The 12,349-nt window shown below is 73.3% G+C and carries 14 protein-coding genes and 5 tRNA genes; 11 read left to right on the top strand and 8 right to left on the bottom strand.

What is annotated here, in order from left to right:
* Nucleotides 1-109 precede the first annotated feature (109 nt).
* Complete coding sequence (gene cobA, locus ACZ6CV_RS34225) at nt 110-1,342, top strand: uroporphyrinogen-III C-methyltransferase (protein WP_469255369.1); 1,233 nt, start codon at nt 110-112, stop codon at nt 1,340-1,342.
* Nucleotides 1,343-1,429: 87 nt separating this feature from the next.
* The gene (locus ACZ6CV_RS34230; protein WP_355810560.1) at nt 1,430-2,248 is read left to right on the top strand and encodes a TrmH family RNA methyltransferase; all 819 of its coding nucleotides are present in this window, start codon (nt 1,430-1,432) and stop codon (nt 2,246-2,248) included.
* 13 nt (nt 2,249-2,261) lie between these two features.
* On the opposite strand, the gene ACZ6CV_RS34235 is transcribed toward ACZ6CV_RS34230, so the two are convergent.
* Complete coding sequence (locus ACZ6CV_RS34235; RefSeq protein WP_469255371.1) at nt 2,262-3,575, bottom strand: protein kinase domain-containing protein; 1,314 nt, start codon at nt 3,573-3,575, stop codon at nt 2,262-2,264.
* A 196-nt stretch (nt 3,576-3,771) separates the two neighbouring features.
* Between ACZ6CV_RS34235 and ACZ6CV_RS34240 the strand changes: the two genes are divergently transcribed.
* From ACZ6CV_RS34240 to ACZ6CV_RS34255, 4 genes are all read left to right on the top strand, one after another.
* Nucleotides 3,772-4,038: a hypothetical protein gene (locus tag ACZ6CV_RS34240; protein WP_362371514.1), complete on the top strand. Its 267-nt coding sequence runs from the start codon at nt 3,772-3,774 to the stop codon at nt 4,036-4,038.
* A 198-nt stretch (nt 4,039-4,236) separates the two neighbouring features.
* Nucleotides 4,237-4,440, top strand: a complete 204-nt coding sequence (locus ACZ6CV_RS34245; RefSeq protein ID WP_355810567.1) for a hypothetical protein — start codon at nt 4,237-4,239, stop codon at nt 4,438-4,440.
* A gap of 627 nt (nt 4,441-5,067) precedes the next feature.
* Complete coding sequence (locus ACZ6CV_RS34250) at nt 5,068-6,015, top strand: phosphotransferase family protein (protein WP_469255374.1); 948 nt, start codon at nt 5,068-5,070, stop codon at nt 6,013-6,015.
* Between the two features lie 69 nt (nt 6,016-6,084).
* A complete protein-coding gene (locus tag ACZ6CV_RS34255) occupies nt 6,085-6,387 on the top strand; it encodes a TFIIB-type zinc ribbon-containing protein (RefSeq protein WP_362371517.1) in 303 nt (100 codons plus the stop codon).
* 69 nt (nt 6,388-6,456) lie between these two features.
* On the opposite strand, the gene ACZ6CV_RS34260 is transcribed toward ACZ6CV_RS34255, so the two are convergent.
* The 5 genes from ACZ6CV_RS34260 to ACZ6CV_RS34280 form a co-directional block, all read right to left on the bottom strand.
* A tRNA-Val gene (locus tag ACZ6CV_RS34260) sits at nt 6,457-6,531 on the bottom strand.
* 29 nt (nt 6,532-6,560) lie between these two features.
* A tRNA-Val gene (locus tag ACZ6CV_RS34265) sits at nt 6,561-6,632 on the bottom strand.
* A 39-nt stretch (nt 6,633-6,671) separates the two neighbouring features.
* A tRNA-Val gene (locus ACZ6CV_RS34270) sits at nt 6,672-6,743 on the bottom strand.
* 1 nt (nt 6,744) lies between these two features.
* Nucleotides 6,745-6,818, bottom strand: a tRNA-Cys gene (locus ACZ6CV_RS34275).
* Between the two features lie 39 nt (nt 6,819-6,857).
* Nucleotides 6,858-6,930 (bottom strand) — tRNA-Gly (locus tag ACZ6CV_RS34280).
* Nucleotides 6,931-7,116: 186 nt separating this feature from the next.
* Between ACZ6CV_RS34280 and ACZ6CV_RS34285 the strand changes: the two genes are divergently transcribed.
* The 3 genes from ACZ6CV_RS34285 to ACZ6CV_RS34295 all read left to right on the top strand — a co-directional run bounded on the left by ACZ6CV_RS34285 (nt 7,117) and on the right by ACZ6CV_RS34295 (nt 9,846).
* A complete protein-coding gene (locus tag ACZ6CV_RS34285) occupies nt 7,117-8,142 on the top strand; it encodes a chorismate-binding protein (protein ID WP_469255400.1) in 1,026 nt (341 codons plus the stop codon).
* Nucleotides 8,139-8,960, top strand: coding sequence for an aminotransferase class IV (locus ACZ6CV_RS34290; protein ID WP_469255376.1), 822 nt, complete (start codon nt 8,139-8,141; stop codon nt 8,958-8,960). Before ACZ6CV_RS34285 ends, ACZ6CV_RS34290 begins: the two co-directional genes overlap by 4 nt.
* Before the next feature lie 64 nt (nt 8,961-9,024).
* Nucleotides 9,025-9,846, top strand: coding sequence for a GNAT family N-acetyltransferase (locus tag ACZ6CV_RS34295; protein WP_469255378.1), 822 nt, complete (start codon nt 9,025-9,027; stop codon nt 9,844-9,846).
* Nucleotides 9,847-9,861: 15 nt separating this feature from the next.
* Here the strand turns inward: ACZ6CV_RS34295 and ACZ6CV_RS34300 are convergent, their stop codons facing one another.
* Nucleotides 9,862-10,383: a DsbA family protein gene (locus tag ACZ6CV_RS34300; RefSeq protein ID WP_469255380.1), complete on the bottom strand. Its 522-nt coding sequence runs from the start codon at nt 10,381-10,383 to the stop codon at nt 9,862-9,864.
* A 225-nt stretch (nt 10,384-10,608) separates the two neighbouring features.
* Here ACZ6CV_RS34300 and ACZ6CV_RS34305 point away from each other — a divergent pair, with 225 nt between their 5' ends.
* Together ACZ6CV_RS34305 and ACZ6CV_RS34310 are read left to right on the top strand one after the other, a co-directional pair.
* On the top strand, nt 10,609-11,055 hold the full coding sequence (locus tag ACZ6CV_RS34305; protein ID WP_469255382.1) for a hypothetical protein: 447 nt from the start codon (nt 10,609-10,611) through the stop codon (nt 11,053-11,055).
* 272 nt (nt 11,056-11,327) lie between these two features.
* The gene (locus ACZ6CV_RS34310; protein ID WP_362371970.1) at nt 11,328-11,576 is read left to right on the top strand and encodes a hypothetical protein; all 249 of its coding nucleotides are present in this window, start codon (nt 11,328-11,330) and stop codon (nt 11,574-11,576) included.
* On the opposite strand, the gene ACZ6CV_RS34315 is transcribed toward ACZ6CV_RS34310, so the two are convergent.
* A complete protein-coding gene (locus tag ACZ6CV_RS34315; protein ID WP_469255384.1) occupies nt 11,573-12,130 on the bottom strand; it encodes a CGNR zinc finger domain-containing protein in 558 nt (185 codons plus the stop codon). The two genes, ACZ6CV_RS34310 and ACZ6CV_RS34315, sit on opposite strands and share 4 nt — an antisense overlap.
* Nucleotides 12,131-12,349 lie beyond the last annotated feature (219 nt).

Here is a 12,349-nt window from a genome sequence, read left to right on the forward strand (position 1 = left end):
ACCTCCGGCCCCGCCCCCGCCATACTGAACCCGCACGTCAAGCAGCCGCTCCAGCGCAGCAGCGGTGGCGCACCACGAAGACTCCGCCCGCACGAGGAGCCCCAGAGCCATGGCCGAAAACCCCGCCTACCCCGTAGGTCTCCGCCTCGCAGGGCGCCGCGTCGTCGTCCTCGGCGGTGGCCAGGTGGCCCAGCGCCGCCTCCCGGCACTGATCAAGGCGGGCGCCGACGTCCTGCTCGTATCGCCGTCGGCGACCCCGTCCGTCGAGGCCATGGCGGACGCGGGCGAGATCACCTGGACGCGGCGCAGGTACGAGGACGGCGACCTGGACGGCGCCTGGTACGCCCTGATCGCCACCAGCGACGCGGAGGCGAACACCCGGGCGTCGGCGGAGGCCGAGGCCCACCGCGTCTGGTGCGTGCGCTCCGACGACGCCGAGGCCGCCACCGCCTGGACCCCGGCCACCGGCCGCTCCGAGGGCGTCACCGTCGCGGTCCTCTCCAGCGACGTCCACGACCGCGACCCCCGCCGCACCGCCGCCATCCGCGACGCGGTCGTCGAGGGCCTGCGCGACGGCAGCCTGGTCGCCCCGCACCTGCGCGCACGGACCCCCGGCGTCGCCCTGGTCGGCGGCGGCCCCGGCGACCCCGACCTGATCACCGTCCGCGGCCGGCGGCTGCTGGCCGCCGCCGACGTCGTCATCGCCGACCGCCTCGGCCCCCGCGACCTCCTCGACGAACTCCCGGCGCACGTCGAGGTCATCGACGCCGCGAAGATCCCCTACGGCCGCTACATGGCGCAGGAGGCGATCAACAACGCCCTGATCGAGCACGCCAAGCAGGGCAAGGCCGTCGTCCGGCTCAAGGGCGGCGACCCCTACGTCTACGGCCGGGGCATGGAGGAACTCCAGGCGCTCGCCGAGGCGGGCATCGCCTGCACGGTCGTCCCCGGCATCTCCAGCTCGATCTCCGTCCCCTCGGCCGCCGGCATCCCGGTCACCCACCGCGGCGTCGCCCATGAGTTCACCGTGGTCAGCGGCCATGTGGCGCCGGACGACGAGCGCTCACTGGTCGACTGGGAGTCGCTGGCCAAGCTGCGCGGCACCCTGGTGGTCCTGATGGGCGTCGACAAGATCGGCAAGATCGCCGAGGCCCTGGTCGCCCACGGCAAGTCCGCCGACACCCCGCTCGCCCTGATCCAGGAGGGCACGACGGCCGCCCAGCGCCGCGTCGACGCCACGCTCGGCACGGTCGCCGAGGCGGTGCGCGTCCACGAGGTGAAGCCCCCGGCCGTCATCGTCATCGGCGACGTCGTGAAGGTCGGCCCCGAGCCCCTTGCGTAACGCGCCCGCACACCCACACATGACCAGCGGTAACGGAACCCGTCCACAGCCGTTGGCACCACACCCAGGACAAGGCAGTATCACCCTGTGGCTGATCTCATCACCGTCGACGACCCCGACGACCCGCGCCTGCGCGACTACACCGGCCTGACCGACGTCGAGCTGCGCCGCCGGCGTGAACCGGCCGAGGGCCTGTTCATCGCCGAGGGCGAGAAGGTCATCAGACGGGCCAAGGACGCCGGGTACGAGATGCGCTCCATGCTGCTCTCGGCCAAGTGGGTCGACGTCATGCGCGACGTCATCGACGAACTCCCGGCCCCGGTGTACGCGGTCAGCCCCGACCTCGCCGAGCGCGTCACCGGCTACCACGTGCACCGCGGCGCGCTCGCCTCCATGCAGCGCAAGCCGCTGCCCACCGCCGACGAGCTCCTCGCGACCACCCGCCGCGTCGTCGTCATGGAGGCGGTGAACGACCACACCAACATCGGCGCCATCTTCCGCTCCGCCGCCGCGCTCGGCATGGACGCGGTCCTGCTCTCGCCGGACTGCGCGGACCCGCTGTACCGCCGCTCCGTGAAGGTCTCGATGGGCGCGGTCTTCTCCGTCCCGTACGCCCGCCTGGAATCCTGGCCGAAGGGCCTGGAGGGCGTGCGCGGCGCGGGCTTCAACCTCCTCGCCCTCACCCCCGACGAGAAGGCCAAGTCGCTGGACGAGGCGGCGCCGCACCGGATGGACCGTGTCGCGCTCATGCTGGGCGCGGAGGGCGAAGGCCTCTCCACCCAGGCGCTGGTCGCCGCCGACGAATGGGTCCGCATCCCGATGGCCCACGGCGTGGACTCGCTGAACGTGGGCGCGGCCGCGGCGGTCGCGTTCTACGCGGTGGCCACGGGGCGCCCGCAGCTCTGACGCGGCGCCGTCCTCACGCGCCCGGCGCGGCCGAGGGGTCGGTCCGCGTGTGCTGCTTCACATCGCGTACGTGATCGTCCCCGAGGCCCCGCGCGGGCCCCTGGCAGCCCTGCGCGGCCGCGATGCCGAGCGCCACGAGCAGCGTGACGACGACGAAGACGAAGAGCCGCTGCCGCAGCAGCCGCGGATTGGCCGGTCCCCGCCGGCCCGTGCCGGTGGTGCGCGGCCCCGGGCGGCCCGCGCCGCTGCGCGGGGCCGGCCTGCCGCCCGAACGCGTGGTGTTGCGGGGGCCGGAAGGCCGCGATCCGGAGCGCGCGTTGCGCGGCCGGGACGAGCCGGTCCGGGACGAGCCCGTGCGCGGCGGTCCTGAGCGCGGCGGGGGAGTGGCGCCGGGGGCGGGCCTGCGCTGGGTGCGCTCGTCCAGATAGCTCTCGGCGAGACGGCCGGTCGGCTGTTCGTGGCTCTGCCGGGGCGCGGGCGGCCGGACGGTGCCGAGCCCCTGCGCCTCGCGGGCCGCGATCTCCTTGAGCCTGAGCGACAGTTGGAGCGTGCTGGGCCGCTCCTCCGGATCCTTGGCGAGACAGGCCCTGATCAGCGGCGCGAGCGCGTCGGGCACGCCGTGCAGCTGCGCCTCCTCGTGGACCACCCGGTAGAGCATGACCTCGGAACTGCCGTGTCCGAAGGGCGAGTCCGCCATGCCCGCGTACGCGAGGGTGGCGCCGAGCGCGAAGACGTCGGTGGCGGGCGTGACGGTGGCGCCGCGCACCTGTTCGGGCGCGAGGAAGCCGGGCGACCCGACGGCCGTCCCGACGTGCGTCAGCGTGGAGGCGCCGGTGGCCCAGGCGATGCCGAAGTCGATGATCCGCGGCCCCTTGGGGGACAGCAGGATGTTCGACGGCTTGAGGTCGCGGTGGACGACACCGGCCTCGTGCACGGCCACCAGGCCCTCCGCGAGCGCGGAGCCGACCACCGCCACGTCGGCCGCGGAGAGCGGCCCCTCGGCGGCGACCTTGTCGTGCAGCGAGGGACCGGGCACGTACTGCGTGGCGAACCATGGCCGGTCCGCGTCGAGGTCGGCCGCGACCAGCCGCGCCGTACAGCCGCCTCGGATGCGGCGCGCGGCCGACACCTCACGGGCGAACCGCGACCGGAACTCCTGATCCTCCGCCAGATCCGGCCGGATCACCTTCAGCGCGACGCGTTGGCCGCGCCGGTCCGAGCCCAGATAGACCACACCCATGCCGCCGGCGCCCAGGCGCCTGTGCAACCTGAACGAGCCGACGACACGCGGGTCCTCGCGCCGGAGCCGCATCATCGTCATGTCCATCCCCGCTACCCGGTCCGTTTGACGAGCCACAGCTTACGTTTCCACGGCCGGGCACGTGCAGAGGCCGCGCCCTCGCGGGGCGATCGATTGTCAGTGCCCGGTGGGAAACTTGAAGAGTGGTCAGAAGGCGGGGGACCTGGGGGCGTTGCTGCGGCCCCGATCTCCAACCATCCATCGCTGAAGGGGGATTGATCCCGTGAAGGGTGACCGCGTGGAGATAGTCGTGGACGCAGGTGACACGACTCGGACGTACGAAGTGGTGGCCAGCAGGGCGGGTCGACGGGTGGAGACGGCGGTGCGCAGGGGAGTGGTCGAAGTGAGCGAAGTCACCCGAAGCGGATCAGTGGTGCGTACGGCGCGGTTCATGTCCACCCGCGTCCTCGCCCTGGTGGAACAGCCCGTTCCGAGGGAGGACACCTCCGAGACCGCGGCCCGTCCCCTCCGGGAAGACCCCGAGTCCTAGGACCCCTTCTCCACCCACGGGAGTACGTGCGCGCCGGGGGCTCATCCTCCGGGAGGCCCGGCAATCGGTACGAGGGCATGACGCCCGGCACCCGACCCGCACCTAGATTTGAGGTCAAGCGGCGGGTGGCGCACTCGTCCCCCGAGGCCGGACGCTCGCCGCTGCCAACACCACATCGAAGCGGTCAGGAGAGGAATCATGGCGGACACGGCACCGCGGACCATGATCCGCACGCAAGGGCGCAGGTTCTCCGCGTTCGGCGTCCGCCCGTCCGGCACGCGCCATCCTCTGGTGGCGACGGCCATGGTCCTCCCCCTGGCAGCTCTGCTCGTGGTCGTCTTCGGCGGCTGGGAGTCAGTGGTCACACAAGCGTCGTCCGTGGGCGTGATGCTGGGGCGCTGAGCGGCGCCCCAGGCCCGGAAGAGCGGTCCGGGCGGGGACATCCGGCCATGAAACCCCGTGGGGACGGGGGTGCGGCGGACGGCAGAATGCCCGCGCAGCTGGGGAGCTGCGCGGGCATTGCCATGTCTGGCGGGGGCGCCCGACGGACCACCCGCAACACCCTTGCCGGGACACCGCCGACGTCCCCCTCGCGGGGTGTGGAGCGGGGGCCTGCGGATTCACCGCAGTGCCCCGGAACGCGGCAGACCCGCCTCGCCGGGCACGGCGGGCCCGTGAGGTGTGGAGTGCGGCGCCCGACGGGCCCGCCCTGCACCTGGTCCGCAGTAGCTCGCCGGAGCGCTGAGGCGTTGCGGGTGGCCGCCCTCGAGGGGAGCTCAGGGTGGGCCCGCCCCGCGGGTTCGCCCTTGCGCCGGGGCCGCGAGTACCTCGCCGCGGGCGGGTGCGGCGCCGTGCCAGGGAGCTGTTTGCTCCTCGGCGGGGCTCGTCCTGCCGGGAGTGCGGCCCGGGGCAGGGGGCGGCCTTCGTGGTCGGTGCGGGGCTCCCGGGCGGCGGGCCGCAAGAGACCTGGACCCGGGCCCCGCCCGGGTGCGTACGCTTCGGCGTGTTGCTTTCGACCTACGGAGTTCCGTGACCGCCGCCGTTCTCGCCGCTCTTGCCGCATCCGCCCGTGCCGTCGTCCATCGGCTGCCCGGGGAGGTCTGTGCCTGCGGGAGCGGGGACGCCGTGCTCGCGGATCGGGCGGATGCCGGCGTCGTCCGGCACGGGGACGTCGTCGCCAAGGCGCATGCCGTGGAAACCGATCCCGCCCAGCTCGCCGTGCGGCTCGACGTGGCCGCCCGGATGCCCGGGGTGCTCCTCGCGCCCTCCGTACCCCGCGCCACACGCCTGCACGGGAGGCTCGTCACCTTCTGGCCCTACGGCACCCCCGTCGACCGCGACGCCCCCGACGCCGCCCCCTGGGAAGCCGCCGGCGCTCTCCTGGCCCGGCTCCACGCCGCTCCGCTGCCGTACCCGCTCCCGCCCATGCGCGGTCCCGCCAAGGCGGCCCGTGCCGTGGCGCGGCTGCGCGCCGTCGGGCCGCATCCCGCCGCGCCCCCGGTGCTGCGCGCCTGGGCGGCCCTGCCGGCCTGGGCCCGCGACGAAGCCCCCGCCCCCGGCCCCCACGCCCTCTGCCACGGCGACCTCCACCTCGGCCAGCTCGTCCGCGCCCCCGAGGGGAACTGGCTGCTCATCGACGTGGACGACATCGGTACCGGCGACCCCGCCTGGGACCTGGCGAGGCCCGCCGCCTGGTTCGCGTGCGGCCTGCTCGCCCCGGAGGAGTGGGCCCGCTTCCTGGACGCCTACCGACGGGCCGGCGGACCCGCCGTTCCCGGGGACGGCGGCGACCCCTGGCCCGCCCTGGACGTCCCCGCCCGCGCCCTCACCGTGCAGACCGCCGCGCTGGCGATCGCCAAGGCCGTCGCCGCGGACCGGCCCTTGGACGAGGTCGAGCAAGCCGTGGTCGACGCCTGCGACCGCATGGGCGCAATCGCCGCCCGACCGCCCGAGTTGGCCCCGGAGGCGACGAAGTAGGGTGCAACGCACCGAAGCCGGGCAGTGTTCCGGCGAAGCAGTCACCACCGGCGAGGAGTTGAGCCGTCCATGCAGTGCCCCAAGTGTCACGCACCGATGCACACGTACAACCGCAACGGCGTCCAGATCGAGCAGTGCAGCAACTGCCGAGGGATATTCCTGGACTACGGCGAGCTGGAGTCCCTGACCCGCCTGGAGTCGCAGTGGGGCGGCCAGCAGGTCCCGCCGCCGCCCGCGCCACCGGCCCCGCAGGCCTACCCCGCGGCCCCCGCGCCGGCTTGGGGCGCCCCGCACGGCGGTCACGGAGGCCACGGCGGTCACTACGGCCACAACCGTCACAAGAGCTTCGGGCACATGCTCTTCTCGTCCTGAGTGACGCGGACTGAATGACGCACACAACGACGAAGCCCCGGCCGTGGAGACGGCCGGGGCTTCGTGTGGTGGTGCGCGATACTGGGATTGAACCAGTGACCTCTTCCGTGTCAGGGAAGCGCTCTCCCGCTGAGCTAATCGCGCGGGTGGACCTGCGTGTTCTGCGTACTGCGTGCGCGATACTGGGATTGAACCAGTGACCTCTTCCGTGTCAGGGAAGCGCTCTCCCGCTGAGCTAATCGCGCGGGACGACCCTCATGAAGGCGACCTTCGTGAAGATCCAGTGGACGATACTGGGATTGAACCAGTGACCTCTTCCGTGTCAGGGAAGCGCTCTCCCGCTGAGCTAATCGTCCTTGGAGGTGGAGACGGGATTTGAACCCGTGTAGACGGCTTTGCAGGCCGTTGCCTCGCCTCTCGGCCACTCCACCAGGAGTGCGGGGGTTCGGGAAGATCCCCCTCTTCCTGCGAGCGGACGACCAGGTTCGAACTGGCGACCTCAACCTTGGCAAGGTTGCGCTCTACCAACTGAGCTACGTCCGCTTGTCTTTCCCGGTCCGCTTGCGCGTCCCGGCGACGTGTTGAACTCTAGCGGATTCCTGGGCCAGTACAAAAACGCGTTTGCGCAGCGTGCTGCCCTGTCGCCGGTCAGGGCGGTGCGAAGTGACCGGTCATAGACTCAAAGCTGTGCACAACCCCCCTTTGACGACCTCTGCCGCGCTCCCTCCCATGGCGCGCTTCGGCGGCCGTGTGGCGACCGGTCTACGCGATGTGACCAGCGACCCCGCGGCCCTGGACTCCACCGGCTTCTGGGCGGTGTCCGCGGACTTCGAGGGGGGTCTGGTCTGCGCCCGCTTCGACGACGTGCGCGAGGAGGCGGTGCCCGCCCCCGCCCCGGGCGCCTGGCACGGCCCGGCCACCGACGCCTGGACGTCCTCCCTCGACCGCGCCGCGTACATGGAAGGCGTACGCAGGGTGCGCGCGTCCATAGCCGCCGGCGAGGTCTACCAGGCCAACCTCTGCCGGGTGCTGTCCGCGCCCGTCCCCGCCGACGCCGACGTGGACGCCCTGACCTCACTTCTCGCGCGCGGGAACCCCGCCCCGTACGCCGGCACGATCCGGCTGCCCGGCCACGGCGTGGAGGTCGCCACCGCCTCGCCCGAGCTCTTCCTGCGCCGCGCGGGCCGGACCGTGGAGTCCGGGCCCATCAAGGGCACCGGGCGCACCGAGGCGGACCTCCTGGAGAAGGACTACGCCGAGAACGTCATGATCGTGGATCTCGTCCGCAACGACCTCGGCCGCGTCTGCGCCACCGGCTCGGTGACCGTCCCCGACCTGTGCGTGGTCGAGAAACACCCCGGCCTCGTCCATCTCGTCTCCACCGTGAGCGGCGAGCTGCGCCCCGGCGCGGGGTGGCCCGAACTGTTCGCCGCGGCCTTCCCGCCGGGCTCCGTCACCGGCGCCCCGAAGTCCAGCGCACTGCGGATCATCGACGAACTGGAGCCCGCGCCCCGCGGCCCGTACTGCGGCGGCATCGGCTGGGTGGACGCCGACCGGGGCACCGCCGAGCTCGCCGTCGGCATCCGCACCTTCTGGATCGACCGGGCCGCGGGCCTGCTGCGCTTCGGTACCGGCGCGGGCATCACCTGGGGCTCCGACCCGGAGGGGGAGTGGCGGGAGACCGAGCTGAAGGCGGCGCGGCTGCTGGCGGTAGCGTCGGGGGCGTACGCAGCGAGTGGAGGAACCCCGACGTGAAGATCTGGCTCAACGGCGGCCTGCAGGACCTCGACGCCGCCCGTGTCTCCGTGCTCGACCACGGACTGACGGTGGGCGACGGCGTCTTCGAGACGGTGAAGTCGGTCGAGGGCCGGCCGTTCGCCCTGACCCGCCACCTGGCCCGCCTCGCGCGCTCGGCGCGCGGACTCGGGCTGCCCGAGCCGGACCTGGACGAGGTGCGCCACGCCTGCGCCGCCGTCCTGGCGGCCGACCCGCTGCCGCTCGCCCGGCTGCGGATCACCTACACCGGCGGGATCTCGCCGCTCGGCTCGGATCGCGGCGACGCGGGCACCACGCTGGTGGTGGCGGCCGGCGAGGCCGCGCGGCGCCCCGACACCACCGCGGTGATCACGGTGCCGTGGACCCGCAACGAACGCGGCGCGCTGACCGGCCTGAAGACCACCTCGTACGCGGAGAACGTCGTGGCGCTGGCCCGCGCCCGCGAACAGGGCGCGTCGGAGGCGCTGTTCGCCAACACCGTCGGGCAGCTCTGCGAGGGCACGGGCTCCAACGTCTTCGTCGTCGTCGACGGCGAACTGCACACGCCTCCGGTCGCCTCCGGCTGCCTGGCGGGCATCACGCGCGAGCTGACGGTCGAGTGGACCGGCGCGCGCGAGACCGACCTGCCGCTGGACGTCCTGGGCCGCGCCGACGAGGTCTTCCTGACGTCGACGCTGCGTGACGTCCAGGCCGTGCACCGGGTCGGCGACCGCCAACTCCCGGACGCGCCGGGGCCGGTGACCGCCAAGGCGATGCGTGTCTTCGACGAGCGGGCGGCGGACGACCTGGATCCGTGAGCCGGACCCAGGACCGGGGGAAACCCGGTGACGGAGCGGACCCGGTGCGGGTAGAACGTCAGGGATGACCACGACTCTGCGGCCGACCGGGCCGCTTCAGCAGGGCGCCGACGGCGCCAAGGCGCGTCCGTACGACATCTGCGTGAACAGCCGCCCCGTGGGGTCCATAGACCTCGCCACCCACGACGTGTTCGGGCCCGGCGTCTGCCGCATCCGCGACCTGCGGATCGCGGAGCCGGACCGGCGCCGCGGCCGGGCCACCGTCGCGGCGCTCGCCGCCGAGGAGGTGGCCCGCGGCTGGGGCTGTACGCGGGTGGAGGTGACCGTGCCCGCGGAGGCGACGGCGGCGCTGCGGCTGACCACGGCGCTCGGATACGTCGAGCGCAGCCGCCGGATGGCGAAACCGCTCGCGGTCGCGCCCACCCTGCCGGACGGCACCGAGTGGCGGGCGATGACCGAGGACGAGTACGCGGTGTGGCTGGCGCGGCACGAGGAGGAGTACGTGCGCGACTGGGTGGAGCGCGGCGTGCCCGAGGCGGAGGCGCGCGCCAAGGCCAGGGCCGACCACGCGCGTTTCCTCCCCGACGGGCTCGCCACCGCGAACTGCCGGCTGAGCGTCCTCACCCATCGCGGAACACGAGTCGGCACCCTGTGGGTCGCCCAGGAGAGCGACGGCGCCTTCGTCTACAACGTCGAGGTCGACGCGGAGCACCGCGGGCACGGCCACGGCCGGTCCCTGATGCTCGTCGCCGAGGAGCAGGGCCGCGCGGCGGGCCTGAGCAGCATCGGCCTCAACGTCTTCGCGGGCAACACCCCGGCGCTGCGCCTGTACGAGTCGCTCGGCTACGAACCGACCTCGTACTACCTCTACAAGCCGCTGTCCTAGGGCTTTTCGACGGTCCTAGTCCGCCGCGAGGAGCCGGTCGGCGATCTCCTCGATGCGGGCGCGCAGCCCGTCCTGGCTCTTGCCGCCGTCGAGGCGCTCGCCGTCGATGACGTACGTGGGCGTGCCGGTGACGCCGATCGCCTTGCCCTCGGCCTCGTCGGCGTCGACGATCAGGATGTGCCGCCCGTCGATCAGGGAGGTGTCGAACTCCTCGGCGTCCAGGCCGAGTTCGCGGGCGGTGTTCACCAGGTGGCGCTCGCCCTCGCGGTCCAGCTTCTCCACCCCGGCGAGCACCGCCTCGACGTACGGCCACCCCTTGCCCTGCTCGAAGGCCTCCTCGGCGGCCTGTGCGGCGGCGAAGGAGTGCTTGTGCTTCTCGAGGGGGAAGTGCCGCAGGCGCAGCTCGACGCGGTCGCCGTACCGGGCGCGCAGGGCGCGCACGTCGTCGAGGGCGGTACGGCAGTCGGGGCACTGCAGCTCGCACCAGACGTCGAGGACGACGGGGCGGGCGGGGCGGTCGGAGGGGGAGTCGCTCATGGGCACAGTCTTTCAGCCGGGCGCGGTCTCGCGCCCCCCGGACCCGCTCCCGGGCGGTACGGGGACGTCGGCGACCGGCACCTGGGGAGGAGGGCGGACCCTTAGATGACCCGGAAATGTCCCTGAGGTCCGCCCGCGACATGGCTCCGCGGTGCCGACCCGGTGCAGGATGGAAGGGACGACAGCGTCATTTTCCGACGTACGCCTGCATGCCTGGAGGACCGGATGATTGCCGAGACCGTCTGTTCCGCCGTATCCGCGGCCGGGCTGGGCATCGCCGCGGTCTCGGCCTACCGCAAGCGGTTCCTCTCCGCGGCCCGGCTCGCCGGGTACTCCCTGGTGCCGATCGGCCTGGTGCTGACGGGCGTCGTCGGCTGGGCGGCCGACACGGCGTTCAGTCTCAAGGCCTGGGTCGGCTTCGGCCTGCTCGGCGTGGCCTGGCTGGTGTTCCTGGGCACGCGGGCCGTGGAGCACCGGCAGGGCGGCACCCGCAAGGAGCGCAGGGCCGCGAAGGCCGCGCAGCGCGAGGCGGTGGCCCCCGCGGCGTCCGCCCCCTCGCTCGGCGGCAGCTCGCGCCAGGCTCCCGGCCGCCCGGCGGCCAAGCCGCAGTCGACCGCGCCCGCGGAGGACTTCAGCGACATCGAGGCGATATTGAAGAAGCACGGCATCTGAAGCGGAGCCGTGTCCGAAGAGGGCCCGCATCCGCGGGGAGGCGTGTCCGTAGAGGGCGTCGTCAACCGTCGTGTGCGCTCTTGGGCGTGAAGGGATCCCTCGTTCGAGTGCGGGCGCGTGCGCCCCGGCCGGGTGTGAGAACGCGCTGGTGAGCGCGGGGCGGACGGGTCGCGCGCCGGTCTTCCGCTGGTTCACGGGATCCGGCGAACTCCCGCTCCGACCGGGCGTGTTGGTCGGCGCGGGTCGCGGCGCTGCGTCATCATCACCGCGAGATGCTGGACACCACCACAGAGGGCGATGCCGCCCCGCCGGACGACGGCAGACAAGCAGCACCGGCCCATGAGCGACGACCTGCCGACGCAGAGCGGCCCGGCCCCCACGGCGAAGCGGAGCGGCCCACCGGCGACGAGGAGCGGCAGGGCTGTCTCTTCGCCCTCTCCCAGCCACCCCTGATGATCTTTCTGGCGGTGATCGGCACCCTGATCCTGCTGGCCTCGCTGCACGACCTGCTGCTGCTCTAGTTCGCGGCCTCCCGGCGGCGGGCGCGGTAGGCGGCGACGTGCAGGCGGTTGCCGCAGGTGCGGCTGTCGCAGTAGCGGCGCGAGCGGTTTCGCGAGAGGTCCACGAAGGCGTGCCGGCAGTCCGGGGCCTCGCAGCGGCGCAGCCGTTCCTGCTCGCCGGCGACCACGAAGAAGGCCAGGGCCATCCCGCAGTCGGCAGCCAGGTGGTCGGCGACGGACGCCCCGGGTGCGAAGTAGTGGATGTGCCAGTCGTAGCCGTCGTGGTCGGTGAGCCGGGGCGTGGTGCCGGCCGTCGCGATCAGCTCGTTGAGGATCGCCGAGGCGGTCCGCGGTTCGGGGTGGGCGAAGACCTCGCCGAAGCGGGCGCGGATGTGGTGGACGCCGGCGAGGTCGTCCTCCGTGAGCACCCCGACGTCGCTCACGTCGTGGGTCCGTACGAATTCCCCGAGTGCCGCCACGTTCGCGAGCCCGTCTGTGCCGTTCGTTTCCGGTGCGGTGTTCACCAGATCGACCACGGAGTCTAGGGAACACCGGGTGTCGTGGGTGATCAGCACGATTCGCTCCCTGGCCTGGAGGTGGTGGCGGCCTCCCCGCCCCTGTGGGGCCTGGGGAGCTGTGCCCGCCGATGCTGGCCGATGCTAGCGGCTCACCCACAGGACGCACCGGCGGGGGGGGGGGGGGGGGGGGGGGGGGGGGGGGGGGGGGGGGGGGGGGGTGTTGGGGGGGGGGGGGGGGGGGGGGGGGGGGGGGGGGGGGGGGGGGGGGGGGGGGGG

Source organism: Streptomyces sp. NPDC041713 (genome assembly GCF_055591085.1).